This is a genomic window from Achromobacter sp. D10 (assembly GCF_035282245.1).
GTDB lineage: Bacteria > Pseudomonadota > Gammaproteobacteria > Burkholderiales > Burkholderiaceae_B > Achromobacter > Achromobacter insolitus.
Map to the genome: position 1 here is coordinate 240,240 of NZ_JAYJLE010000002.1, position 24,595 is coordinate 264,834.

26 protein-coding genes and 2 tRNA genes are annotated in these 24,595 nt (G+C 63.7%); 10 read left to right on the forward strand and 18 right to left on the reverse strand.

Annotated features, from left to right (window positions below; all coding sequences use genetic code 11):
- Nucleotides 1-7 precede the first annotated feature (7 nt).
- The 4 genes from VCS63_RS07910 to VCS63_RS07925 form a co-directional block, all read right to left on the reverse strand.
- Nucleotides 8-1,108, reverse strand: coding sequence for a YheT family hydrolase (locus VCS63_RS07910; protein WP_063642197.1), 1,101 nt, complete (start codon nucleotides 1,106-1,108; stop codon nucleotides 8-10).
- Between the two features lie 17 nt (nucleotides 1,109-1,125).
- Nucleotides 1,126-1,548, reverse strand: coding sequence for a YybH family protein (locus VCS63_RS07915; protein WP_042796551.1), 423 nt, complete (start codon nucleotides 1,546-1,548; stop codon nucleotides 1,126-1,128).
- A gap of 37 nt (nucleotides 1,549-1,585) precedes the next feature.
- Entirely contained in the window at nucleotides 1,586-1,807 is a 222-nt protein-coding gene (locus tag VCS63_RS07920; protein WP_323879225.1) for a zinc-finger domain-containing protein, read from the reverse strand.
- 77 nt (nucleotides 1,808-1,884) lie between these two features.
- Nucleotides 1,885-2,805 carry a branched-chain amino acid transaminase gene (locus tag VCS63_RS07925; RefSeq protein ID WP_063642195.1) on the reverse strand — a complete coding sequence of 307 codons (921 nt, stop codon included), beginning with the start codon at nucleotides 2,803-2,805 and terminating at the stop codon, nucleotides 1,885-1,887.
- A gap of 196 nt (nucleotides 2,806-3,001) precedes the next feature.
- Between VCS63_RS07925 and VCS63_RS07930 the strand changes: the two genes are divergently transcribed.
- From VCS63_RS07930 to VCS63_RS07940, 3 genes are all read left to right on the forward strand, one after another.
- Nucleotides 3,002-3,751: an AzlC family ABC transporter permease gene (locus VCS63_RS07930; RefSeq protein ID WP_063642194.1), complete on the forward strand. Its 750-nt coding sequence runs from the start codon at nucleotides 3,002-3,004 to the stop codon at nucleotides 3,749-3,751.
- Complete coding sequence (locus VCS63_RS07935; RefSeq protein WP_042796553.1) at nucleotides 3,748-4,083, forward strand: AzlD domain-containing protein; 336 nt, start codon at nucleotides 3,748-3,750, stop codon at nucleotides 4,081-4,083. The genes VCS63_RS07930 and VCS63_RS07935 overlap by 4 nt, the downstream gene beginning before the upstream one ends.
- A 323-nt stretch (nucleotides 4,084-4,406) precedes the next feature.
- Nucleotides 4,407-5,873 (forward strand): DEAD/DEAH box helicase, encoded by a 1,467-nt coding sequence (locus tag VCS63_RS07940; protein ID WP_088607589.1) that lies wholly within the window; start codon nucleotides 4,407-4,409, stop codon nucleotides 5,871-5,873.
- A 68-nt stretch (nucleotides 5,874-5,941) separates the two neighbouring features.
- On the opposite strand, the gene VCS63_RS07945 is transcribed toward VCS63_RS07940, so the two are convergent.
- A complete protein-coding gene (locus tag VCS63_RS07945; protein ID WP_323879230.1) occupies nucleotides 5,942-6,325 on the reverse strand; it encodes a thioredoxin family protein in 384 nt (127 codons plus the stop codon).
- A gap of 63 nt (nucleotides 6,326-6,388) precedes the next feature.
- Between VCS63_RS07945 and VCS63_RS07950 the strand changes: the two genes are divergently transcribed.
- From VCS63_RS07950 to VCS63_RS07960, 3 genes are all read left to right on the forward strand, one after another.
- Entirely contained in the window at nucleotides 6,389-7,198 is an 810-nt protein-coding gene (locus VCS63_RS07950; RefSeq protein WP_042796556.1) for an EI24 domain-containing protein, read from the forward strand.
- 34 nt (nucleotides 7,199-7,232) lie between these two features.
- Entirely contained in the window at nucleotides 7,233-8,048 is an 816-nt protein-coding gene (locus tag VCS63_RS07955) for a competence/damage-inducible protein A (protein WP_042796557.1), read from the forward strand.
- A gap of 168 nt (nucleotides 8,049-8,216) precedes the next feature.
- On the forward strand, nucleotides 8,217-9,080 hold the full coding sequence (locus VCS63_RS07960) for an IclR family transcriptional regulator (protein ID WP_042796558.1): 864 nt from the start codon (nucleotides 8,217-8,219) through the stop codon (nucleotides 9,078-9,080).
- A gap of 64 nt (nucleotides 9,081-9,144) precedes the next feature.
- On the opposite strand, the gene VCS63_RS07965 is transcribed toward VCS63_RS07960, so the two are convergent.
- Nucleotides 9,145-10,122: a tripartite tricarboxylate transporter substrate binding protein BugD gene (locus tag VCS63_RS07965; RefSeq protein ID WP_323879237.1), complete on the reverse strand. Its 978-nt coding sequence runs from the start codon at nucleotides 10,120-10,122 to the stop codon at nucleotides 9,145-9,147.
- A gap of 382 nt (nucleotides 10,123-10,504) precedes the next feature.
- Between VCS63_RS07965 and phaP the strand changes: the two genes are divergently transcribed.
- The gene (phaP, locus tag VCS63_RS07970) at nucleotides 10,505-11,083 is read left to right on the forward strand and encodes a TIGR01841 family phasin (protein ID WP_042796560.1); all 579 of its coding nucleotides are present in this window, start codon (nucleotides 10,505-10,507) and stop codon (nucleotides 11,081-11,083) included.
- A 137-nt stretch (nucleotides 11,084-11,220) separates the two neighbouring features.
- Here the strand turns inward: phaP and VCS63_RS07975 are convergent, their stop codons facing one another.
- From VCS63_RS07975 to VCS63_RS07995, 5 genes are all read right to left on the reverse strand, one after another.
- Complete coding sequence (locus VCS63_RS07975; protein WP_175200208.1) at nucleotides 11,221-12,261, reverse strand: quinone-dependent dihydroorotate dehydrogenase; 1,041 nt, start codon at nucleotides 12,259-12,261, stop codon at nucleotides 11,221-11,223.
- Nucleotides 12,262-12,328: 67 nt separating this feature from the next.
- Nucleotides 12,329-13,066 carry an arginyltransferase gene (locus tag VCS63_RS07980; protein ID WP_323879240.1) on the reverse strand — a complete coding sequence of 246 codons (738 nt, stop codon included), beginning with the start codon at nucleotides 13,064-13,066 and terminating at the stop codon, nucleotides 12,329-12,331.
- Between the two features lie 41 nt (nucleotides 13,067-13,107).
- The gene (aat, locus tag VCS63_RS07985; RefSeq protein ID WP_323879241.1) at nucleotides 13,108-13,881 is read right to left on the reverse strand and encodes a leucyl/phenylalanyl-tRNA--protein transferase; all 774 of its coding nucleotides are present in this window, start codon (nucleotides 13,879-13,881) and stop codon (nucleotides 13,108-13,110) included.
- Nucleotides 13,878-14,459 carry an NUDIX hydrolase gene (locus VCS63_RS07990; protein WP_175202132.1) on the reverse strand — a complete coding sequence of 194 codons (582 nt, stop codon included), beginning with the start codon at nucleotides 14,457-14,459 and terminating at the stop codon, nucleotides 13,878-13,880. The genes aat and VCS63_RS07990 overlap by 4 nt, the downstream gene beginning before the upstream one ends.
- A 10-nt stretch (nucleotides 14,460-14,469) precedes the next feature.
- Nucleotides 14,470-15,402, reverse strand: a complete 933-nt coding sequence (locus tag VCS63_RS07995) for a LysR family transcriptional regulator (protein ID WP_042796565.1) — start codon at nucleotides 15,400-15,402, stop codon at nucleotides 14,470-14,472.
- A gap of 129 nt (nucleotides 15,403-15,531) precedes the next feature.
- Between VCS63_RS07995 and VCS63_RS08000 the strand changes: the two genes are divergently transcribed.
- Nucleotides 15,532-15,933: a DoxX family protein gene (locus VCS63_RS08000; protein WP_042796566.1), complete on the forward strand. Its 402-nt coding sequence runs from the start codon at nucleotides 15,532-15,534 to the stop codon at nucleotides 15,931-15,933.
- A gap of 135 nt (nucleotides 15,934-16,068) precedes the next feature.
- On the forward strand, nucleotides 16,069-16,488 hold the full coding sequence (locus VCS63_RS08005; RefSeq protein WP_063642349.1) for a nuclear transport factor 2 family protein: 420 nt from the start codon (nucleotides 16,069-16,071) through the stop codon (nucleotides 16,486-16,488).
- A gap of 7 nt (nucleotides 16,489-16,495) precedes the next feature.
- Here VCS63_RS08005 and VCS63_RS08010 read toward each other — a convergent pair whose 3' ends face one another.
- From VCS63_RS08010 to VCS63_RS08030, 5 genes are all read right to left on the reverse strand, one after another.
- A complete protein-coding gene (locus tag VCS63_RS08010; protein WP_175200206.1) occupies nucleotides 16,496-17,086 on the reverse strand; it encodes a DUF2946 family protein in 591 nt (196 codons plus the stop codon).
- Between the two features lie 2 nt (nucleotides 17,087-17,088).
- Nucleotides 17,089-17,412, reverse strand: a complete 324-nt coding sequence (locus VCS63_RS08015) for a hypothetical protein (protein ID WP_232033762.1) — start codon at nucleotides 17,410-17,412, stop codon at nucleotides 17,089-17,091.
- 210 nt (nucleotides 17,413-17,622) lie between these two features.
- Nucleotides 17,623-17,696, reverse strand: a tRNA-Cys gene (locus VCS63_RS08020).
- Nucleotides 17,697-17,751: 55 nt separating this feature from the next.
- A tRNA-Gly gene (locus VCS63_RS08025) sits at nucleotides 17,752-17,827 on the reverse strand.
- Nucleotides 17,828-17,978: 151 nt separating this feature from the next.
- Nucleotides 17,979-18,557 carry a ProQ/FinO family protein gene (locus VCS63_RS08030; RefSeq protein ID WP_042796568.1) on the reverse strand — a complete coding sequence of 193 codons (579 nt, stop codon included), beginning with the start codon at nucleotides 18,555-18,557 and terminating at the stop codon, nucleotides 17,979-17,981.
- An 819-nt stretch (nucleotides 18,558-19,376) separates the two neighbouring features.
- On the opposite strand from VCS63_RS08030, the gene VCS63_RS08035 reads away from it, so the two are divergent.
- A complete protein-coding gene (locus tag VCS63_RS08035; RefSeq protein ID WP_175200205.1) occupies nucleotides 19,377-22,349 on the forward strand; it encodes an autotransporter outer membrane beta-barrel domain-containing protein in 2,973 nt (990 codons plus the stop codon).
- A gap of 102 nt (nucleotides 22,350-22,451) precedes the next feature.
- Here the strand turns inward: VCS63_RS08035 and VCS63_RS08040 are convergent, their stop codons facing one another.
- Together VCS63_RS08040 and VCS63_RS08045 are read right to left on the reverse strand one after the other, a co-directional pair.
- Entirely contained in the window at nucleotides 22,452-23,078 is a 627-nt protein-coding gene (locus VCS63_RS08040; RefSeq protein ID WP_042796570.1) for an IbrB-like domain-containing protein, read from the reverse strand.
- Between the two features lie 80 nt (nucleotides 23,079-23,158).
- Nucleotides 23,159-24,373, reverse strand: a complete 1,215-nt coding sequence (locus tag VCS63_RS08045; protein WP_063642347.1) for a DUF3440 domain-containing protein — start codon at nucleotides 24,371-24,373, stop codon at nucleotides 23,159-23,161.
- Nucleotides 24,374-24,595: the final 222 nt, after the last annotated feature.

Below are 24,595 nucleotides of genomic sequence, written 5' to 3' on the forward strand. Positions count from 1 at the left end.
CAGCGTCTTACAGGCCAGTCTCGAAGAAGCGGCCCAGCCGCTGTGGCAGCCAGTTCAGGTGCGCCGGGAAGCTGCCTGTCGGAAAACCGGCATGGCCGCCATCCGTGGGCTGGTGCAGCAGGATGGAGGACGAGCATTCCTCGGGCGTGGGCAGCGAGGCGGCCGGCACGAACGGATCGTTGCGGGCATTGAGCACCAGCGTCGGCACGGAGATCTTCGGCAGCCACGGCTTGCTGGAGGCGCGCGTCCAGTAATCCAGCGCATTGCGAAAACCATGCATGGGCGCCGTGTAGGTGTCATCGAACTCGCGCAGGTCATGCGCATGCGCAATACGCATGACGTCGACCGCGCCGGGGTAGCGGTGCGCCTTCTCCAGCACTTTGTGCTTGAGCGTCTTCAGGAAATGGGCGGTATAGACCCGCCGATTGAATACGCCGGTGGACAGCGTCTTGCCGCAAGCCACCAGATCCAGCGGCACGGAGACACCCGCGCAGGCGGTCAGCCAGCCGGTGTCTTCCTGGTGCTCGCCCAGGTATTTGAGCAGGGCGTTGCCACCCAGCGAAACGCCCACGGCATGCCAGCGCGCATGCGGGATGCGCTGGCGCACGGTTTCCAGCAGGAAGCCGACCTCGGCCGAGTCGCCGGAGTAGTAGGCGCGGGCCAGACGGTTGGGCACGCCCGAGCAGCCTCGGAAATGCGCGATCACCACGATCCAGCCGCGCGCACGGAAATGATGCGCAATGGATTGCGCATAGCGGCTGTTACTGCCGCCTTCCAGGCCGTGGAACAGGATCAGGGCGGGCGTGTCGGGCGTATGCGGCAGGGACTTCCAGTCCGCATCCGTCATCCACCGGGCCGCCGCGGTCTTGCCATTGGCGACCGGGCGCTGGCCGCTGACGGGCGCACCGTCGGCGGACTTGTGCGGGAACAGGCCCGGACCGGTCCAATCGAAGTCGACGAAATCGGTGTCGGGCGTGTCGACCCGATCGCGCACGAACGCGATCCGGTGATACTGCGCGAACAAGGCGGCGTACACCGTCTGGCTGTCGCCTCCGGGCAACCAGGAGGGAACGGGGCAGGGCGTTGTATCAAGACGAGCAGCGGCCAACTAAAAATCCACCCGATTCAGTGCAGCATGTCGGGTACGTCGTGCAAGTCGAGCACCCCGGCTTCCGTGGGCGCCGGCGAAGCATGGTGCATGACCATGCGCCAGCCGGTGGGACCCTTGTGGTAGATATTGGTGGCGTAGCAATTGGCGAATTGCGTGCCTTCCCGCGTCTGCACCGCCACCTGTTCCACCAGCACGTGCACGGCGCACATCATGCTCAGCATGACCAGCGGGCGCAAAGGGCGCACGTGCAGGGGGCCGTTGGCCAGTACCTGCTGCCAGGAGTCGTGCACCGCCGAGTGGCCGACGATACGCAGGCCTCCCGGGTGGATGCAGACGACTTCCTCGTCGTCCGCCCAGACTTGCATCAGGCGAACGACGTCCGCCTGCTCGAGGGCTTCGTAGAACGCGTGCTCTGCTTCTTCGGGCGTGGCGAACATGGTTGCGGAAACGGGTGGACGTTGTGGAGCGGGTAACTCAGTGCCCGTGGCCGAGCAGCACGGTGCCGGGCTTCAGGCGGTATTCGGCGCCGCAGTAGGCGCAGCTGGCGGAGCCGGTGCGAGCCACGTCCAGGAACACGCGCGGGTGCATGCTCCAGAGCGGCGCCTTGGGGCCCGGACAGAACACGGGCAGGTCGTCGGCGCCGACCTCGATGACTTCGTGGGTGTGGGGGACGGCGGCCGGGGCAGCAGCGGTCATGGATATTCCTGAAAAAAAACCGGTAAACGGCAGGTTGGGGCAATGTTGCGGCCTGGTCTTGGACCGGGCCGCGCGGATCAGACTTTACTCAGCCAGTGATGGTACTTCGGGTTGCGGCCATTCACCACGTCAAAAAACGCTTTCTGCAGCTTCTCCGTGATCGGGCCGCGCCGGCCGGAGCCGATCTGGCGGTTGTCAACTTCCCGGATGGGCGTCACTTCGGCGGCGGTACCGGTGAAGAACGCTTCGTCCGCAATGTAGACGTCATCGCGCGTCAGGCGCTTGGTGAGCACGCGCAGGCCCAGGTCGGCGGCCAGCGCATGGATGGTCGAGCGGGTAATGCCGGTCAGGGCAGAGGCGATTTCCGGCTCGCAGAGCACGCCGTCCTTGACGATAAATAGGTTCTCGCCGGAGCCCTCGGCCACAAAGCCTTCGGTGTCCAGCAGCAAGGCCTCGTCGTAGCCGTCTTGCAGGGCTTCGGTATTGGCAAGGATGGAGTTGGCGTAGGTGGTGGCCACCTTGGCGCGCGGCATCGTGACGTTCACGTGCTGGCGCGCGAAGGACGACACCTTGACGCGGATGCCTTCGGATAGTGCTTCTTCGCCCAGGTACGCGCCCCAGGGCCAGGCGGCAATGGCCACGTGCACCCGCGCGCCCTTGGGAGAGACCCCCATTTTCTCGGGGCCGTAGAACACCAGGGGGCGCAGGTAACCGGCTTCCAGCTGGTTCTCGCGCACGACCGTCCGCTGCGCCTCATTGATCGTGTCGCGATCGAAGGGCATGGGAATCTGGTAGATATGCGCCGAATTGAACAGGCGGTTGGTGTGGTCTTCCAGGCGGAAAATGGCGGTACCGATCTCGGAACGGTAGGCGCGTACACCTTCGAACACCGACAGGCCGTAGTGCAGGGAGTGCGTCAGGACGTGCGTGGTCGCGTCTCGCCACGGAACGAGCTTGCCGTCATACCAGATGAAGCCGTCGCGGTCTGCCATCGACATGGTCTACTCCCAAGAGCCCAAGAATCTCGAGGCCCGTATTGTATCAAGCGGCGAGGTTACAATACGCGCCTATTCGCGCCCCGGCGCGGCGTCCCCGGACCCGCGCACAGTGATCCCGGCGGGCGAACGGATTGTCGTGCGTTCCTTTTCCTTAGAGTTTCCATGTCGTCCTGTCCGAATCGCCAGGGGCCAGCCGTTGTCCTCTGAATCCGCGCTTCCTGAAACCGAAGACCCCGCCGTGGTCCGCCAGGAACGCCTCACTGCGTTTCGCGCTGGTGTCCACGCCATCGTGCCCGCCCTGATCGCCACGGCCACGTGGGGGCTGGTCACCGGGGTGGCGATGGTCAAATCGGGGCTGACGGAGTCGATGGCGCTGGCCATGACCCTGCTGCTGTACGCCGGTTCCGCGCAACTGACATCCCTGCCGCTCATCGCCACCGGCGCGCCGCTCTGGCTGATTTTCGCCGCCGGCTGCGTGGTGAACCTGCGTTTCCTGATTTTCGGCGCGGCCCTGCAACCCTATTTCCGCCATTTGTCCTGGCCCAAGCGGCTGGGGCTGGGCTATTTCACGACCGACATGGGCTTCGTGCTGTTCATGCCGCGCTATGGGGATGCGGCGGTGCGGGGCACGCGCGAGCAGCTCTGGTTCTTCCTGGGCGCCATCGCGCCGGGCTGGTTCGTCTGGCAGACGTCCTCCATCGTGGGTATTTACCTGGGCACCATGGTGCCCACGGGCTGGTCGCTGGACTTTGCCGCGGTGCTGGCGCTGCTGGCCATCACGGTGCCGCTGGCCAATTCCAAGCCCATGCTGATTTCGATGCTGGCCGCAGGCGTGGTCGCCTGGACCGGGCAGGTCCTGCCGCTACGCCTGGGCCTGGCGGCCGCCGTGGTGGCAGGCGTGGTCGCCGGCATCTGGGCCGAACGCTATTTCAAGGCCCGCGCATGACTTTCTGGCCTTCCGAAATCTACGTCTATTCCGCCATCCTGCTGCTGGCCCTGTGCAGTGTGCTGACCCGCGCCGGCTTTATGCTGTTCGGCGACTACATTCCCCTGCCGGAGGGGGTGCGACGCGCATTGCGCTACGCGCCCGCGGCAGCGCTGACCGCCATCATCGTGCCGGACCTGCTGCCCTGGAAGGCCGGCTTGGGGCCCGTGTTCGACTACAAGCTGGTCGCCGGCGTGGTCGCCATCCTGGTATTCCTGCGCACCCGCAGCGCGGTCCTGGTCATCATTGTCGGCATGTTGGCGCTCTGGGGCCTGCGCTGGCTGGCCGGCTGAGGGTATTGCCATAAAGCGTCCATCTGGTGGACGTGCTGGGTATGCCCGGCGGGCGCTCTTTGGGGGGCGTCTGCAGGCGTTTGCAATGCCTTTCGAACGGCGTCTTGACCGTGTGGTAATGCGGCTGCGCTAAAATCATGTTATCCACAGCAATCCGGGCCTGGTACTGCCCTCATGAGTATCGAATCCAGAATGCGCCGCCTGGCCTGCAAGGCAGGAGGAAGATTGCGCGTGTTCAGGCTGTCCCGATGCATATGTAGTGCAGTGCGCGTAGCACTCTCGTTTTGTTCTTTTTCACTGGTCCCGGTATCTGCCTAACCCTGATGACTGAATCCACTCAATCCGTAGCACCCGCCGCTGCCGCACCCGCGCCGACGTTCGCCGACTTCGGGCTGCACCCCCTGCTTCTGCAGTCCATCGCCGAAACCGGCTACACCACGCCCACGCCCATCCAGGCCCAGGCCATCCCTGTCGTGGTGGAAGGGCGCGATGTCATGGGCGCGGCCCAGACGGGCACCGGCAAGACGGCTGCCTTCACGCTGCCGATCCTGCACCGCCTCATGCCGCTGGCCAATACCAGCGCATCGCCCGCGCGCCATCCGGTGCGCGCGCTGATCCTCACGCCCACGCGCGAACTGGCTGACCAGGTCTACGAAAGCGTCAAGCGCTACAGCAAGCAGACGCCGCTGCGTTCCGCGGTGGTTTTCGGCGGTGTGGATATCGGTCCGCAGAAGGAAGCCCTGCGCCGCGGTTGTGAAGTGCTGGTGGCCACGCCTGGCCGCCTGCTCGATCACGTCGAGCAAAAGAACGTGAACCTGAGCCAGGTCGGCATTCTGGTGCTGGACGAAGCCGACCGCATGCTGGACATGGGCTTCCTGCCCGACCTGGAACGCATCATCCGTCTGCTGCCAGCGCAGCGCCAGGGGCTGTTGTTCTCCGCCACCTTCAGCAACGAAATCCGCAAGCTCGGGCGTTCGTACCTGAACCACCCTGTCGAGATCGAAGTCGCGGCGCGCAACGCCACCGCCAACACGATTACCCAGATCGCCTACAAGATGCCCAGCGACGCCAAGCGCGCGGCGGTCGTGCATCTGGTGAAGTCGCGTGGCCTGAACCAGGTCATCGTGTTTTCCAACACCAAGATCGGCACAGCGCGGCTCGCCCGCGACCTGGAGCGCGACGGCGTGCGCGCCGAATCGATCCATGGCGACAAAACGCAGGCCGACCGCATGAAGGCGCTGGAAGCCTTCAAGGCTGGTGAACTGGAAGTGCTGGTGGCGACCGACGTGGCCGCGCGCGGCCTGGACGTGGCCGGCGTGCCTTGCGTCATCAACTACGATCTGCCGTACAACGCCGAAGACTACGTGCACCGCATTGGGCGCACGGGCCGCGCGGGCGCCTCGGGCGAGGCCATTGCCTTGTTCACGCCCGATGAAGAACGCTTTCTGCTCGATATCGAAAAGCTCATCAAGCGCGAAGTGCCGCGCGGTACCCTCGACGTGCCGGCCGACCTGGTCGCGCGCAGCCACCGCCGCAGCGATGAGCGCCGAGGTTCGTCCTCGCGCGAAGGCCGTGACAGCCGCGGCAGCGACCGTGGCCGTACGTCCGAGCGCCGCTCTGGCTACTCGTCTGGCGCGCCGCGCCAGCCCGTGGACGATTTCTTCCTCAAGCCCTATGAGCCCTCGGTCTCGTCGGCTCCCGCCGAAGAGCCCGCGCCCAGGAACAATGGCGGCTCCACCGGGCCGAAGCGCCAGATTGCCGTCCTGCTGGGCGGCAGCCGCAAGCCCTGAGAAGCTTTTGCTTGAAAAAACCCGCAAGCCCTAGGGGCGTTGCGGGTTTTTTTTTGGTTGGGGGGCTTTCAGGCAGCCAGCATGCGCGGCAGGTCCGGCAACGCCGTGGCGATCGCGGGGCTGTTTTCATTCAGGCTCTCAAGCAGTCGTTCCAGGTGGCCGATATGCGGCAGCATCGGTCCGTAGAACACCACTCGCGAGCCGATCTGCACCAGCAGGGTAGGGAAGTTTTCCACATCTTCGTCGCCCAGCAGTTCGGCGTGGTCCTCGATGTCTATCCAGGCGAAGACGTGCCGCGGCATGGCGTCGGCCAGCGCTTGCAGTTTGGGCTTGTATTGCTCGCAGGTATCGCACCAGGCCGCGCAGAAGCAGGCGACCAGCCAGGTGTCGGGCGATGTGCCGAGCCGCGCGCGCAGAGCAGCCAGGTCGGTATCGGGTACAAGTAGAGACATGTGGGCAGATCAAGGCGTGTTTGACTATCATACCCGGGATGTCTATCCCCTTATTCTTCGTCCATGACTGCTTTGCGCACTGATTCCGCCACGCCTGACAACGGCCGATTTTCCGCAGCCGGCGCCGGCGCCGTCAGCGTGGGCCAGGCGTTCAAGCGCGCGCTGGTGTCCCAGTGCCACCCCTCCATGCTGTTCGCGGTATTGCTGCCGTTCCTGATCGCGCTGGTGGGGGCGCTGTTGTTGCTGTACCTGTTCTGGACACCGCTTAACGAATGGCTGGCGGCGGAGGCGGCGCGCTGGGACTTCGTCAACCGGGCAGAGGACTGGATGTTGGCGATGGGGCTGTTCTCGCTCAAGGTCTACATGATCCCCGTGATCGCGGTGGCCATTCTGTTGCCAGTCTCGGGCATCCTGGGCCTGGCGATTGCGGCCGTCTTCGTAATGCCGCTTGTGCTGCGCCACGTCAGCAAGCGTGAATACGTGAGCGTCGCGCGCCAAGGCAGGCATGCGACCGCGGTCAGCGTGTGGAACGCGATCTGGGTATCCCTGGCCTTTGCCGCGGGTTGGCTGCTGACGCTGCCGCTCTGGCTGGTGCCGCCGATGGCCATTGCGCTGTCCATTTTCTGGTGGGCCTTCGCGTTCTCGCGCATGATGCGGGTGGACGCCATCGTTGAACATGCCAGCCCCGCCGAGCGCAAGCTGATCCTGGAACGCAACAACGGCGGCTTCTGGACCATAGGCCTGATCTGTTCGCTGTTGAACCTGTTGCCGCCGGCGTGGGTCATCCTGCCGGTATTCTCCGCCCTGGTCTATGCCCACTATGGTCTGGAAGCGCTCAAGCGTTTGCGCGAGGACCGCGTCATCGACGTCTGACCGGCGTCATCCCTCTCAACTACTGGAATCGGACATGGCCGCAGAACCCGCCGCCCGCCGTATCGGCCTCATCATCGTGGGGGACGAAATCCTCTCGGGCCGCCGTCAGGACAAGCATTTTTCCAAGGTCGTCGAACTGCTGGCCGCGCGCGGCATGCAGCTGGGCTGGGCCGAGATCGTGCCCGACGACCGCGACACGCTCATTGCCACCTATAAGCGCAGCTTTGCCACCGGCGACGTGGTGTTTTCCTGTGGCGGCATTGGCGGCACGCCCGACGACCATACACGCCAGGCCGCCGCGGCCGCGCTGGGCCTGCCGCTGGCGCTGCATCCCGAGGCCGAGCAGGCCATCGCCCTGCGGACGGCCGAGATGGCCGCCAAGGGGCAGGGCACGGCCGACATGAGCGCACCGGAAAACCAGCAACGCCTGCAGATGGGCGTGTTTCCGGAAGGCTGCGAGATCGTGCCGAACCCCTACAACCGAATTCCCGGCTTCTTCATCAAGGACCACACCTTCGTGCCGGGCTTTCCCGTCATGGCGTGGCCCATGCTGGAATGGACGCTGGACACACGTTATCGTGCGCTGCAGCATGTGCGGGCGCATGCGGAACATTCCTTTCTGGTGTTCAGCATGCCCGAATCGCGCATTACGCCCGCCATGCAAACCGTGGAAACCCGTTGGCCGGGCGTCCGGGCATTCAGCCTGCCCAGCGTGGGCGAGGCGGGCGGCACGCCCCATATCGACCTGGGCGTGAAGGGCGAACCGGCCGCCGCAGCCGAGGCGCTGGAGTTTTTAAGGGCTGAAGTGCTGCGCCTGGGCGGCAAGCTTGCGCCGCCGCCGGCAGCATGACGACAGGGCCGCCCTTCATGTGCGGCCCTTTTTTTTGATACAAAAACCGGTTGCCAAACGCGCCAGTAAATTTCACAATACGGGAAAGAACTGTTTGCTGCGATGCCGCAAGTCCGGTTCCCGAAGGCGGGGTCCTACAGGCGGCGCGGCTGTCCTAGCCCTCTTTCCATGTCCCGTCTCCCCACTACCCGCAATGCCCTGGACGCCGAGACCGAAGGCGCGTCCGCCCATCCCATCGCCATTCAGGTGATCGAGCGTGCCATGCGCCTGCTCGATGCCCTGGCCGCGCAACCCGACCCGGTAACGCTGAAAGAGCTGTCCGCGACCACCGGGCTGCACGCGTCCACGGCGCATCGCATCCTGAACGACCTGGTGGTGGGGCGCTACGTAGAACGCGTCGACAATGGCCTGTATCAGTTGGGCATGCGCCTGCTGGAGCTGGGGTCCTTGGTCAAGGGGCGGCTGAACGTGCGCGAAGCGGCCATCTCCGCCATGCGCTCGCTGCACAAATTAACCGGGCAGACCATCAACCTGTCGGTCCAGCAGGGCGACGAAATCGTCTACATCGACCGCGCCTGGAGCGAACGCTCCGGCATGCAGGTGGTCCGCGCCATCGGCGGCCGCGCGCCGCTGCACCTCACCTCGACCGGCAAGCTGTTCCTGTCGACCGCGGATGCGCGCCAGGTCCGTGCATACGCGCTGCGCACAGGCCTGGCCGGCCACACGCGCAACAGCCTGACCGACCTGGACCGCCTGGAGCGCGAACTGGCGCTGGTGCGGCGCCACGGCTATGCGCGCGACAACGAAGAACTCGAACTCGGCGTGCGCTGCATCGCCGCGGGTATTTTCGACGATACCGGCAAGCTGGTCGCCGGCCTGTCCATCTCGGCCCCCGCCGAGCGTCTGCAGGACGATTGGATCAAAGCCCTGGTCGACACGGCCGCCAGCATTTCCGAAGCATTGGGTTACGAGCCCTCGGTGTCCACTAGTTTCAGCGGGCTGGGCATGGCCGCCGAAGCGCTGCGCCCCTAGCAAAAAGAAAAGCCCCTGACGGGGCTTTTCTTTTATCAGCGGCGCGCAAAGCGCTGCCTGTGGATTACTGCTGTTCGACGCCAGCTTTCTTGAAGAGCTCGGCCCATTGCGGGACTTGCTGCTTGACCTTGGCTTCCAGGGCCTGCGGGTTGGCTTCGGCGGTCAGGACCGTGGCGCCCAGCTGCTTCATGCGCTCCTGGAACTTCGGATCGGCCAGGCCAGCCTGCAGGCTCTTGACGAGCTTGTCGACGACGGGCTTGGGCGTGCCCTTCGGCACCCACATGCCATGCCAGATACCCACTTCAAAACCCTTGTAGCCGGATTCGTCCATGGTCGGCAGGTTGGGCAGCGTGGGCACGCGCTTCAGGCTGGTGACGGCGTACGCCTTCACTTTGCCGCTGTCGATCTGCTGGGTGGTGTTGGTGGTCTGGTCGCAGAGCAGGTCCACCTGCTTGCCCAGCAGGTCGTTCATGGCCGGCGCCGTGCCCTTGTACGGAATGGTCAGCAGTTGCACGCCCAGGGCTTCGACCAGCATGGTGCCGCACAGATGGCTGGCAGCGCCGATGCCGGCATTGGCCAGGGACACCTTGTCCTTGTTCTGCTTGACGTACTCGGCCAGTTCCTTGATGTTGTTGGGCGGGAAGTCCGAGCGCGCGATGATGGTCATCGGCACGTCGACCACCAGGCCGATGGGTTCGAAGCTCTTGTGGGGGTCGTACCCCGGATTCTTGTACAACGAGGGCGCCGTCGAGAAGCCGGCATGCATCAGCAGGACGGAGTAACCGTCGGGCTGGGCGCGTGCCACCTGGGTGGTGCCGATGGTGCCGCCGGCGCCGCCTTTGTTCTCGACCACGACCGTTTGGCCCAGAGTCGGCCGCATGGCTTCCGCGAGCGAACGCGCGACGTTGTCCGTCGGGCCGCCAGCGGCGAACGGCACCACCATGTTGATGGGGCGGTCCGGATATTCCGCCTGGGCGGCGCCGGCTGCGAGCATGGCGCTGGCCGCGAGCAAGGCCGAAAGCGTGCGGGGGATGAGGGTCATGGAGTCTCCAATTGCAGGGTTTTGCTTGCTGCGATTTCGTTGTTGCGCGCTGATTTATGGGTTTATTTGTCTGTCATCAGCGTGAAAGCAGTTTAGAAAACAATTGATACGACGTCACTTCGGGTATTTCCCGAATCGTGGGAAACCTTTGTGCTGGATCAAATCCCGATAAGGCGTGCACCGTCAAAGTGCAATTCTTTGTTGCGTCGCACAAAAACTCCTTGACAAGTATTTTTCCCAGTCTAGAATGTCAATTGTGCAGTGCATCAAACGGGCCGGCGGTAGCTTGTAGTACCAGTTTCCGCGCACGTTTCTTTAGTTCGTCGCAGACAACCATTCCTTATTTGCCGGACAGCCTCCGGCTACCCTGAAGGAGCATTCTATGAGCGCTATCCCGCAACAAGTCCTGGACCGTCAAAAGGCCAGCATCAACACCATCGTGGCCGCCCAGTCGGCTGTTTTCGCCGGCTTCGAAAAGCTGGTCGAACTGAACCTGAAGGTCGTCAAGGCCACCCTGGACGAAGTCGCCCAGAAGTCGCAGCAAGCCACGGAAGTCAAGGATCCGCAGGAAGCCGCCGCTTTCGCCTCGGGTCTGCTGCAGCCGGGCGCCGAAAAGGCCATGGCTTACACCAAGCACGTGTACGACATCGTCGCCGGCGTGCAGAGCAGCCTGGTCAAGCTGACCGAAGAACAGATCGCCGAAAGCCAGCAGCAACTGAGCGAAGCCGTCGACCAGTTCTCCAAGAACGCCCCCACCGGCTCCGAAAGCGCCGTTGCCCTGATCAAGTCCTCGCTGGCCACCGCGACCAGCGCCTACGATTCGATGACCAAGGCTGCCAAGCAGGCCGCTGAAGTCGCTGAGTCGAACCTGAATGCCGCCGCCAACGCGACCTTCAAGGCTGCCTCGGATGCCGCCGACGCCGCGACCAAGGTTGCCAGCCGTAGCCGTCGCAGCGCCTAAGTTTTTGGCGCGCGATGCTGCGCAAACCGCAGTTATGTAGTACTGTTGAGTGACAGAGCAGAGCTGGAATTAGGGCCACCCGCCGGGTGGCCCCTTTTTTTTGCCTGCTTTTCCGTAGAGTCCGGCGTGGTTGCCGGTCAGCGCGCCACGGCGCGCACGCACTCGCCCACCAGGGCCGGGCCGCGATAGATCAGGCCGGTGTAGAGCTGCACCGCATCGGCGCCCGCGTCCATTTTTTCGCGCGCCTGGCGGCCCGACATGACCCCGCCCACGCCGATGATCGCCAGACTGCCGCCCAGCCGTTCCTTCAGCCGGCGAATTACCGCCAGAGACAGTTCATGCACTGGCGCGCCGGACAGGCCGCCGGCTTCCTCCGCATGGGGCTGGCCGCTGACGGCATCGCGCGAGAGCGTGGTGTTGGTGGCGATGACGCCGTCGATACCGTGGCGCGGCAGTGTTTCCGCGATGGAATCGATCTGCTCGTGGGTGAGGTCGGGCGCTATCTTCACCGCCATGGGGACGCGACGTTGGTGTTTGTCTTCCAGCTCGCGGCGCTTATTGGCCAGTTGCGCCAGCAGCGCGGACAATTCGTCCCCGCCTTGCAGCGCGCGCAGGTTCTTGGTGTTGGGCGAGGAAATGTTCACCGTCACGTAGTCGGCATGCGGATACACGCCTTCCAGCCCAATGAGGTAGTCGTCCGCGGCACGCTCGATCGGCGTGTCCGCGTTCTTGCCGATGTTCAGCCCCAGCACTCCGCCTTGCTTGCGCCAGGTGCTGCGCTGCACGTTGGCGAGAAAGGCGTCCAGCCCCTGGTTGTTGAAGCCCAGCCGATTGATCAGCGCGTTGGCGCGCGGCAGCCGGAACATGCGCGGCTTGGGATTGCCGGGTTGCGCGCGCGGGGTCACCGTGCCTACCTCGATAAAGCCGAATCCCAGGTTGCCCAAGGCGTCGATATAGGCGCCGTTCTTGTCCAGGCCCGCGGCCAACCCGATGGGGTTGGCCAGTTGCAAGCCCATCAGCGTGCTGGGCGCTTTCGGCTGCGCGTGCATGAGCTTGCGCGTGGCGCCGCATTCATAGGCGCGCTGCAGGCCCGACAAAGTGACTTCGTGGGCGGTTTCCGCGTCCATGGCGAACAGCGCCGGGCGGGCCAGGGGATAGGCGTGGAAGAGGATAGACATGGGGCGGAATTGTAGAGCGAATTTTGCCGGCCTTGCGCCGTGCTAGGCGCCCCGAAGAACGGGGGGATCAGCCGGGTGGCGGCGCGGGCTGGTCGCCCCACACGCCATCCACCAGGAATTGGGCTGGGTGGAAGCTGGATTTGTAGGACATCTTGCGGCTGTCGGCGATCCAGTAGCCCAGGTACAACCAGGGCAGGTTCAACGTGCGGCATTGTTCTATTTGCCACAGGATGCTGTAGGTGCCAAGGCTGCCCGCGATGTCGGGATCGTAGAAGGTGTAGACGGAAGACAGACCGTCGTCCAGCACGTCGATGATGGACACCATGACCAGCGCGCCTGTCTCATTGCGGAACTCCACCAGCCGGGTGTTGACGCGGCTGGTGAGCAGGAATTGCGCATATTGAGTGCGGCTGTCCTCGTCCATGCCTCCGCCCGGATGGCGGCCTTGTTGGTAGCGCGTATAGAGCCGGTAGTGCTCGGGTGACCAGGCCAGCTCGGCCACGAATGATTGCAGCCCTTGGTGATCGCGCCAGGCGCGGCGCTGGCTGCGATTGGGCGCAAAACCCGCCGTATCCACGCGTACCGGGATACAGGCGTGGCAGTTGTCGCAATGGGGACGGTAAGTGAATAGTCCGCTTCGGCGGAAGCCTTGCTCCACCAGTTGCGAATACGTGCCGGCGTTGATCAGGTGGCCAGGCGCGGCGACCTGCGACCGTGCCTGGCGACCCGGCAGATAACTGCAAGGGTAGGGAGCGGTGGCGTAGAACTGCAGGGTGGAGAAGGGAAGTTCTTTGAGCTGGCTCATCGGAGGTCCCGCAGTATGGCGGCAGGGCCGCAGCAGGATGGCTACATATTAACGCCGAACCCTGCGGCCGATACTGTGTCGGGATGCAAGCGACCGGCGCTGTCCAGGGTGCCGCGTGCCCACGCGATGGGCGGCAGCGCCGTCGCCGCGCGCACATGCTGCAGGAACGACGCGCGCGGAATGGGAAGCGCGCCCAGGCTTGCCAGATGGCGCGTCTGCTGCTGGCAGTCGATGCGTTCCACGCCTTGCGCGGCCAGATAGCGCACCAGATAGGCCAGTGCGATCTTCGAGGCGTTGGGCGCGCGGGCGAACATGGATTCGCCAAAGAACATGCGACCCAGGCTGATGCCGTAGAGGCCGCCCGCGAGTTCGCCGTCGATCCAGGTTTCGATGCTGTGGACATAACCCGCTTCGTGCCAGGCGCGATAGGCCTGCTGCATGGCCGCGGTTATCCAGGTGCCTGGCTGACCCTCACGCGGCGCGGCGCATTGCGCCATGACCTCGGCAAAGGCGGTGTCCACTCGAACCTGCACGCGCGGCGCCGGGGCCTGTTCCTGGCCTGCGATCTGCCGCAACAGCTTGCGCAGCGAATGCGAGGGCGCAAAATCCTTCACGGCCAGCACCATGCGAGGATCGGGGCTCCACCAAAGAATGGGCTCGCCCTCGGAATACCACGGGAAAATGCCGTTGGAGTAGGCCTCGATCAGCCTGGGGGTAGACAGGTCCGCGCCCGCCGCGAGCAGGCCGTCGGGATCCGCAAGCGCAAATTCCGCCGGCGGAAAAGGGGTGTCGACGGCGAGCCAGGGCAGTTTCAACGGTGCGATTCTAGGGTGTAGTGATGGGGAGGGTAGAGGCCCTGCTTGCGATCGTCAAAGTAATGACGCAGCGTCGTCGCCACGGTGCGGAACGCCAGGTCGTCCCAGGGGATTTCCGCTTCGTCGAAATAGCGGGCTTCCAGGCTTTCCGGGCCCGGGTCGAGCTCGGCCGACAGCGCGTTGGCCAGGTAGAACACGTGCACCTGGTCGATCTGGGGCAGGTCGATGACGGTGTAGAGCTCGCCCAGCTTGATGCGGGCGCCGGATTCTTCCAGGGTCTCGCGCGCGGCGCCCTGAGCGGTGCTTTCGCCCAATTCCATGAAGCCGGCGGGCAGTGTCCAGGTGTTGTAGCGCGGTTCGATCGCGCGCCGACACAGCAGGACGCGGTTCTCCCAGACCGGCACGGTGCCGACCACCAGCCTTGGGTTTTGGTAATGGATTGCACCGCAATGATCGCAGATGTCGCGTTCGCGGTTGTCGCCTTCGGGAACGCGGCGGCTGATGGGCGAGCCGCATTGGCTGCAGAAATGCGAACGGCGCGGCGCGGGGAAATATTCGAGGGGCGATTTTGCGGTCATGGGTACGATTCTAACGGCTGCGGCGGGGGCTGGCGCGCCGGCCCGGGACGACCGGAGAGGGGGCGCCGAAGCGGCCTTCCAGATGCTCCACGAAGGATCGTACCTTGGGCGACAGGAAGCGCCGGTGCGGATAGACGGCGTACATGGAGATTGGGGTATGGGCGTAGTCGGTCAGCAAGGCCACCAGGCGCCCGGCGCGGATGTCGTCGCCCACCAGGAAGTCGGGCTGCAGGATGATGCCGTGGCCGGCCAGGGCTGCCGTACGCAGCACGTCGCCGTTGTTGGCGCGCAGCGCGGCATTCACTCTCACCAGATGGGTCACGCCATCCTTCTCGAAATGCCATTCGTTGCCTGTGCTCGCATAGGCGTAATGCAGGCAGCGGTGCTGCTTCAGCTCATCCGGCGTTTGCGGCGTGCCGTGGCGCTGCAGGTATTCGGGGGCGGCACAGACCAGCAGCTGCTGCGGCGCCAGTGGCCGCGCGACCAAGGAGGAATCCAGCAGCGGACCGATACGCACAGCCACGTCATAGCCGTCTTCCACCAGGTCCACCACGCGATCGTTCAAGTCCAGGTCGATGATTACGTCGGGATAGCGTTGCAGGTACTCGGCAATGGCCGGGCCCAGGTGCAGGATGCCAAACGATACCGGCGCGCTTACCCGCAAGCGGCCACTGGGGCGCTGCCCTTCGGCCTGCAGCGACAGTTCCAGATCGGCCACCTCCGCCAGGATAGGCCGCACGCGCTCATAGAAGGCGCGCCCTGCGTCGGTCATGCTCAGCTTGCGCGTGGTGCGGTTCAGCAGGCGCACACCGTATTTTTGCTCCAGGTAGGCGATCTGGCGGGTGACCACGGACCGCGCCTGGCCCATCTTGTCGGCCGCAGCCGCGAACGAGCCCAATTCCACGACCTTGGCAAAGGTTTGCATGGCGGTGTGCGTATCCAAGATTGTTTCCTATCGGGGAACAATAATTTGCAATTCTGCATGTTTATCTTTGTTTTTGGAATCGCAAGAATAGCGCTCATCAAGAATCTTCCCATCCTGGGCGATTCCCTACCGCTCTAGGAGAGTGCAATGGTTGATACCCGTACCGCGCCCTATGCCGCGCTGCTGCTGCGTGTGGCGCTCGGCATCATGTTCCTGGCCCATGGCCTGACCAAACTGCTGGTGTTCACGCTGCCCGGCACGGCACAGTTCTTCGCCAAGATCGGCTTCGCCGGGTGGCTGGCATACCCTGTGACTTTCTTTGAGGTCGGCGCCGGCTTGTTGCTGATTCTGGGCGTCCTGCCGCGTTGGGTGGCCGCCATCGCCGTGGTGCAGCTGTTCGTGGCTTCGACGGTGCATTTCCCCAATGGCTGGGGCTTCGGCAACGCGGGCGGCGGCTGGGAATATCCGATCTTCCTGACGGTGGCGGCCGCCGTGCTGGCGCTGCTGGGCGACGGCAAGTTCGCGCTGGTCAAGAGCGGCCGCGGCTGATCGCTGCGCGCACTAGACTGTCTACCGCCACGGACGTGGCCGATGAGACGGCCGGACCATAGAATGGCCCGGCCGTTTTTCATTTTCGGAGTTTCCATGTTCAAGCCGTATTTCAAGCGCGCCGCAGCCGTGGCCATGCTGGCCCTGGCCTTGTCCCCCGCCGCCCATGCGTCCGCCGAGCAGGAGGCCGCCAACAAAGCGGCCGTGCTGGCCTTTTACGAGCAGGGCCTGAACCAGAAGGACGCCGAGGCGGCCCTGAAGTACGTGGGCGACCGCTACGTGCAACACAATCCGAACGCGGCGGATGGGCCCGAGGGTTTCCGTAAATTCATCGGCTTTCTGCGCGAGAAGTTTCCGCAGTCACGCAGCGAGATCAAGCGCGTCTTTACCGACGGCGATTACGTGATCCTGCATGTGCATGCGGTGCGCCAGCCTGGCGATCGCGGCAGCGCCATCATCGATATCTTCCGCCTGGAGCAGGGAAAGATCGTGGAGCACTGGGACGCGGTGCAGCCCATTCCCGAGCAGTCCGCCAATCCCAACGGTATGTTCTGAGCGCGCTTCAGGCGTGCGGGGCTGGATCGAAGCCCAGTTCCCGCGCCACATCCTTTTGCGCGATCAGCGCCAGCGGCGCGGTGGGATAGATACCGGGCAGGGTGGCCTGGATCACTTGGCCGGGGGCGACATCCGCCAGCGCATCCAGTAGTGGCGCGCCTTCAGCCGTGGCCATTTTTTCCAGCAGCGGCGGCAGGTCGCGATCCAGCACGATGCCGGCGCCCAAGGGTGTCATGGCATACAGTTGGCCTGCGTCGTCCAGCCGCCAGGCGTCGACCGAATCCACCGCCGCATTCGTGTGCGTAAGCAGGCCGCGGCTATCGTCGCTCAAGCGCAGCACATAAGGCGCGGCGTCCAGCCGCAGGAACACGCGTTGGGGGCCGTTCTGGAAAAACCAGCGGCCCGCGTCGTCATGTTCATAGTTGCGGTTGATGAATTCCAGGATCTGTACGTTGGTGATGGACTCGCCCGGACCGCCTGCAGCCGACTGGCCTTGCGGGTGCAGGCGCCAGCGGCCGCGCGCATCCAGGGACAGCCAGCCGTACACCGCCGGCACGTTGGGCCAGCGGGCTAGCGCGTCCTTCACCGACTGATCCATGTTCAGGGCCGGATGATGATGGGGGGCGGGTTGATCACGATGGCGGGCGCCGGCATCGCAGGCACGACCACCGGCTGGGGCGCGTAGCCATAGCGGTAATCGTCGCGGCACTTGCGCTTTTCCTGGTAGTCGCCGTTGCGCTTCCATTTGCGCTCGACCTTACAGGCGCCGTCCCAATATTGCTCCTTGTACTCGCGGCCGTGGCGGTGGCGATGCTTGTCCGAATCCGCCTGCGCCGCGAGCGGCGCCAGGGTGAGCAATGCCGCCGCGGACAGCGTCAGCAGCGCGGAAGAGGAGCGGGCTCGAGAGTTCGGAATAGTGCGCATGGAATCGTCTTGAGTGGCAAACGGCGTCACCATAGCAATCATTTGATTGCCGGCGCGTAGTGATGCGTAACCAGATGCTGAGGAACAGATGCGCCTCGCTTGAGGCGTCGCGCTCTCATCTCGCGTCGGTTGAATTTCAGCAGTCACTGTTGGCGGGCCGGAAAACAAAAAACCCGCAGAGCCATGTCTGCGGGTTTTTTGAGAAATCGCTGGAGGCGCAAGCCGGAATCGAACCGACGTACACGGATTTGCAATCCGCTGCATAACCACTCTGCCATTGCGCCAGCACTTGCAAGAAAAAAGGAAGCGCGGTGTTGGCCGTTGCTTCCTTTTTGTATTTGGAGCGGGAGACGAGTCTCGAACTCGCGACCTCAACCTTGGCAAGGTTGCGCTCTACCAACTGAGCTACTCCCGCGGAGGCACTGCATTTTTGGTGTGATTTCTGATTTGGTTTTCAGAAGGCCGTGTCCACCAAAGACAGCGATTATACACAGAAATTTTGGCTTGTGTAGCCTGGCCGCGCGGCGAGACGAAAAAATCGCCGCACGGCAGGCTTCACCGCGTTCTCAGGGGGTATCGCTCGACGTCGGCGCGGGGGCCGTGGATTCGGGAGCGGACTCGGCAACCGGCGCGTCAGCCGACGCAGCCTCAGGCGCGGCAGCCTTCTTCGCGGGACGGGCTTTGCCCGCCGGCCGGCGTGAAGCCTGGCGTCGCGCATAGGCGGCTTGTTCAGCCGTCACGGTGCCCGCCGGTTGGCCCTGCAGGTCGACGCGTGTTGCGTCCGCGACCATGCTGCTCCAGTAGCGCGTGCCCTTGCACCACGTTGCGATGGCTTGCTTCAACTGCTCCTGGGTCATGCCCAGCTTTTCGAGATGCTGGGCGGCGTCGGCCAGGATGCCCTGTTTGAGCGGCAGTTTCGGCGCCGGATTCTTGGGGAAGGCCTGCGGGAAGTGCTTTTGCAGGCGCCAGATGGCTTCGACAGCCGGGTCGACAGGCTCCCGCTTCTGTTGCGGCCGGGCCGCGGCCTTCTGTTGAACAGGCTCCCGCTTTTTTGTCCGGCCTGCCGCCTTCGGTTGGACCGGCACCGCCTTTTGAGCCTGTGCCCGCAGCTGCTCGCGCAGGTCGGCAAGTTTTTCAAAACCCATTGTTATTTCCAACACCTCAGATTTGTTCAGGCAGAAGGTTACCCCATGTGCGCGAATGCAGCACTGCCAAGCGGTTTGCGTGTGGTAGCGGCGCCATGGTGGACGGGGGAGTCCGCGCGTGGCCACGGCGCCGTGACGGTCGAAGCCCGGACTTCCACCGTCGGTGTGGGAGTAAGAGTGGGGGTGAATTCCGGCGCGTCAAGGTTTCGGTTGATCGGGGAATTGTATGCCTGGTCAAACTGGCGCCTGGATATTGGCTGGAACGGTAAATCCCGCTTCGGTAAACACGGAAAAAATTCGAAGAATCACGCGGGGTTGGAACGGGCATTAATCGCTGGAAACAGCGGCTGGAAAAAGCGGCGGGAAAGCGGAAATCCTGAGCAGGTCCGAATCAGTAATAAACATTCCCTCAAAAACTCCCGGTCGGGCTTGCATTGAGGTCCGGCAAGATGGCGGCATTTATGTCTATTTGTTTCCATTTTGTCGTGAAATAGGCATGTATTTCAACAACTTGGATGGTATCCGAATTGGCTTCCTAGTGTATTCAGATAGTAATCGTTTTCACTATAAAACCAATATGGATGGTATCCAAACCGAATATGTAGATATTTGGATGGTATCCAACTTTGTTATTTCAATAATAAAGATGGTATCTATTCATTAATTATTGGTATTGCAAAAAAAGGGGTATAAATTGCGTCCTTTTTTCGAGAAAACTCATCCGCCCATTCGGATGGGGCGGTTACTTAATAATACTTTTATAGCGATCCAGTAATGTCTGGATGTCTCGGGTATTAATCGACATATGGAGGATTTACGTTGATAAACGACACAAAGAAATGGCTGACGGCGACGCTCGCGTTGAGCGCGTCCTACTGCGGTGGCGTCACGGCTGCGGACCTGACCGTTGGGGCGGGCAATACGCAAGTGTTCGACGGTTCGGTCAATTTCCCCGGTGGGGTCGATGTCAGCGGCGGCACGCTGGTGATCGGCGGCAACGGCGGTGGAGCAGGGGTGACTCTGGGCGGGAACGTCAATGGAAACTCGAACGGCACCATCGCGGGCTTCGGCTCGATCAATGGCGATCTCAACGTGACGGGTGCGCGCGTGGCTCCCGGATACGAAGTCGGCACGCCGACCGGAGTCTCCAACGGCAACCTGGTCGTCAACGGCAATCTGTCGATGAACAACGCCGTGTTTGATTTCGAGACCGGCTATGCCGGGCTGCCCATCACGCAACCCGGCACGGGCGACAACATCACCGTGCGCGGCAACGCGGCCATCAACAACACCACGCTGAACGTGTCGGTCAACACCCTGGGCGTCAATGCCGGTTACTACCGGATCCTGTCGTACGGCGGCAGCCTGAGCGGGAACGGCCTGACGCTGGGTTCGGTCTCAGGCGACTCGGCCCCCGCCGCAACCATCCAGACACTTACGGGCGACAAGCAGATCAACTTGATCCTGGGCCCGAGCACGACCAACCTGTGGAACGGCAATGGCGCGGCATCCGCGGCGCAATCGGGCGGCGGCAACGGCACCTGGAGCGCCAGCAGCGCGAACTGGAACAGCCCGAGCAACGCCACGGGAGCGCTGCCCGACGGTGGCTATGCCATTTTCACGGGCGCCGCTGGCACCGTGAGCGTGGACGGCAGCGCCGGTCCGGTGCGCGTGTCGGGCATTCAGTTCGCTACCGATCGGTATCGCCTGCAAGGCGCTCCGATCACTTTGGTCGGCAGCGGCGGCAACCCCCCGGCGATCGTGGTTGGCGACGGCACCTATGCGTCCGGTCAGTTCGTCGACACCATCGACAACCCGCTGCAAGGCACACAGGGCTTCGTCAAGACCGGCCCGGGCTCGGTGATCCTGACCGCCGATAGCAGCGGTCTCACCGGTCCCATCCTGATCGCCGACGGCGCGCTGGAAATCGACGGCAAGCTGAACGGCCCCATGGATATCGGCCGCGAAGTCGTGTTGGCCGGCGTGGGTCAGGTTGGCTCCACCAATCTCTATCCCACCGCGGTCATTTCTCCCGGCAATGACGGCTCGCCCATGGGCACGCTTACCGTCAACGGCAACCTGACCTTCGGCCAGAACACCATCTACCGCGTGCATGCCGATCCCACCAGTAGCACCAGCGATCGCATTCACGTCACGGGCGTAGCCTACCTCGACGGCACCGTGGCGCATGTGGGCCCCGATGGCAATTACGCGCCGCGTACGACCTACAACATCTTGACGGCGGATGGCGGCATACAGGGCCAGTTCACCGGCGCTTCGAGCGCGTATGCCTTCCTGACACCCACGCTCAGCTATGACCCGAAAAATGCGTACATGACGCTGACGCGCAATGACGTGCCGATCGGCAGCATTGGAGGCTCGGGCAACGAGAGCAACGTGGGCGGTGCGCTGGACAAGGAAGAGCCGCCCGCGTCTGGCAACGGCTCGACCTCGACGGGCAACGGCTCGACCTCGACGGGCAACGGCTCGACCTCGGCGGGCAATGGCTCGACCTCGACGGGCAACGGCTCGACCTCGACGGGCAACGGCTCGGCCTCGACCGGCAATGGCTCGGCCTCGGCGGGCAATGGCTCGACCTCGACCGGCAATGGCTCGACCTCGACCGGCAACGCATCTGCAGGCGGCAATGAGTCTCCCTCGGCCGGTAGCGGCTCTAACCTGGTCGACAGCGGCATTGCCGCCGGCAAGGACACGGGCGCCAGCCAGGTGGCGACGGCTGTGCTCTCAATGACGCCGAACGAAGCGCGCTCGGCATTGAGGATGCTTTCGGGCGAAGCATATGCAAGCACCGCCAGCGTACTGTTGAGCCAAGGAGATACCGTGCGCACGTTGCCGCTGTCTCACCTGCGCGGCAACCTCGACGCGCCGGCGCTCGCCGGACGTCCCACGGCGCAGCTGGGCTCGTCGTCGTCCGCGGCCTTGCCGCAAAGCGGCGCATCGCCGGTTTGGGCGCAAGCGTTCGGCAACTGGAGCAAGTTCGGCAGTGACGGCAACGCGTCGAGTCTGAGCCAATCGGCCGGCGGGCTCTTCGTCGGCGGCGATGGCGCGGTGGGCGGCGGATGGCGCCTGGGCGGCGCGGTTGGCTACATCGGCAGCCACAACTCCATCGACGACGTATCGTCGCGCACCAATGTCGACAGCTACACGGCAACTCTGTTCGGCGGGCGGAACTTCCAAGCAGGCCCCGGCAATATCCGCTTTATGGCCGGCGCAGCCTATACCTGGCACGATATCGATGCGAAGCGCGATGTCGTGGCTGGCAGCCTGAACCAGCGGCTCGAGTCCTCCTATCACGCCTCGTCCACGCAAGTGTTCACCGAGCTGGGCTACAACCTGCCGCTGGCAGATGCCTACACCATCGAACCCTTTGCAGGCTTGGCGTGGAATCAGCTGCGCACGCGTGGGTTCGAGGAATCTGGCGGCACGGCGGCCCTGCGTGGTTCGAGCAGCTCCGATGACGTGACCAGCACCACGCTGGGACTGCGCGGCGCATGGGAGTTCGGTTCGGAGCATGCACCCGGCCGCCTGACCGCGTCGCTGGGCTGGCGCCACGCCATGGGTGATGTGACGCCCAAGCAGCAATTGGCGTTCGATGGCGGCAGCACGTTCTCCGTGACGGGCGTGCCGATCGCGCGCAACGCCGCAGTGCTCGGGCTGGGCGCCGAAATGGCCATCACGCGCAACACGACGGCCGGCATTGCCTACGACGCACAGTTCGGCGGCGGCAACCGCCAGCAGTCTGGTGTGCTCAAGCTGGCCATGCGCTTCTGATCCGGCGCTGGGGCACCACGGAAGCCGAACAAGCCGCAGTCTGCCGCGGCTTGTTCGGCGACCTGGCGATTACGGGAGCCCTCTGGGCTGGCAGCGATACCGTCAGTCCCAGGAACGGGAGTATTCATGGCTGCTGAATAGTTCGGGCAGCCCTGCAACCTGCTTGAATCGCAGGACTTCTTCCGGGTCCATGCCCAGGTTCCGGGCAATGCACTCGTCATTCCAGCCAGCATTACGCAACGCGACGACAACGTCTGTCATCGGTTGCACCCCATGGACGCCACGGGCGCGATTGTGCCGGATGGTCGATGCGATGCGATCGGGCAGATCCCCGCGCGAAGACCGGATATGGACGATGGGCAGGTAGCCGTGAATGCGCAGGCGGATGGGCTCCGAAGTCTTGCCGATGTAATGGCGGTGGAACCCGTCAACGACCAGGTGCCGGGTCGACTCGGCGTGGGCGACGATGGGCTGGGTGAATCCGTCCATCTCGATCGAATGCTTGAGCAACCGGAGTTCGGGTGGCGCGACGCTATTCGGGTTGTAGTCGTTGCCCTCGACTTCTTCGGCTGGCAACCATTGCACGCAATCGACCGGCTCTTCGGAGAAAGGACTGCGCGAGTGCAGCTTCTGTCGAATCCTGTTGATCGCATCAACCTTCTGCCGCAGCGGCAGGCTCTCCAGGCGCTGAAACAGAAGGTCTGCCTGGTTGACGATATCGTCAGGCATTCAACTCTCCCAGCGCAAAGGTATCGGTCTTGCGAGGCTGCAACATGGTGTGTTGGGGTTCAATGGCTTGCATCAGATGGCTATCCTTCGGGCAGGGCCAGCGTTTTCAAATCGGTCTTCGATGTGCTGAATGACAGCGAGCGGGCCATGTCCTGCTTCAGCAGCGCCATCGCGACCCGCCTCCAGGACGGCTGTTTCTTCTTGTTCTCCAGCGCCGGTGTGCCCGCGTCCGGCCAGACATGCAGGGGATAGCCATTCTTGGCCCACCAGCCGATGAACTTCCGTATGCGCCGGCTATACACCGCCTTCAAGGGCGGCGGCAGGGTGCTGAGCAGGAATCCGCTATACGCGCGCCAGGAGGCGAACGTCGGCGGTAGCCCCAGCCCGCCGCGGTAGCCAAGAAACCTCTGCCTGCAGTATCGCGCCGCGTAGTTCGCTCCGGATACCCGCTGGACAACGCGCTCCCAGGTCTCTGGTTCGATCTTGTGGAACAGGTCCAGTCCTTTGCGCTGGTCGTCTCCGAAAGGTTGGCAAATGCGCATTTGGGAAAACGGTATGCCTACACGGTACATGTGGTCGTACAGCCGGTTGTAGCTGCAGCGTCGGTCGGCAACGTAGCGCCACAGATCTTCAAAGCGCCAGTCGTAGATCGGAAAAAACGACACTGCGCGGCCATCGCCGTTCGGATCCGAGCTCCAGGGGATCGCGGCGGCGGCGGCGTCAGGCCGCCAGGCGCCTTTCTTCGGCGTGTTCCTGGCCTTGACCGCCAGGTAACGATTGAGCGATTCATCCGAGCGGATGCCCACCAGGAAGGCGGTGGGAACGTCCCGGGCCAGCCAGGCATTGAACGCAGGAACGAAGTCCTCGAATTCCATCCGGCTGCGGAAGAAAGGGAAATACTTCAAGTCCCGAATGACCGCGGGGTGGTCTGGCATAGGGCGGATCCAGTCTGCCTCCCTGCCAGGTTCCCAGGCGCACCAGTAGGGCTCGCGCAGGCTGGAGGCATTGCGCAGATTGATGGGCAAGCACACCCACCAGGGACGGACGTCCGGGCGGTCGAACATTTCCCTGACGTGCGTGATGGTGGCGTGATACTGCCCTTCAAGGTCGATGAACAGCACGTCCACCGGCAACCTGTTGAGCTCATGCGCCACTTCCAGCGCCAAGTGCAGGGTGACGGAACTGTCCTTGCCTCCAGAGAATGCCACGCAGACACGTTCGAAGTGCTGGAATGCCAGACGGATGCGTGCCTTGGCCGCATCGTAGACATCAATGTTCTTATAGTTTTTCGCCACCTTCGACTCCATCTCGGTCCGCGCTCTCCATGACATAGGCTGTTGTGCCGGGCGCTTTCCGTATGCGGGCCTGCTCCAGCCGTTGCGTGGCTCATCCGGACAGCATCACGGTTGGCCGCGAGCGCAAGACAATAGCGGGAACCGGGCTCGAAACGTTTAGGACGATTCCTATTTCTCTTGTGACGAACCAGTGCTCGGACCTCCGAGGGGAGACGAAGTAGT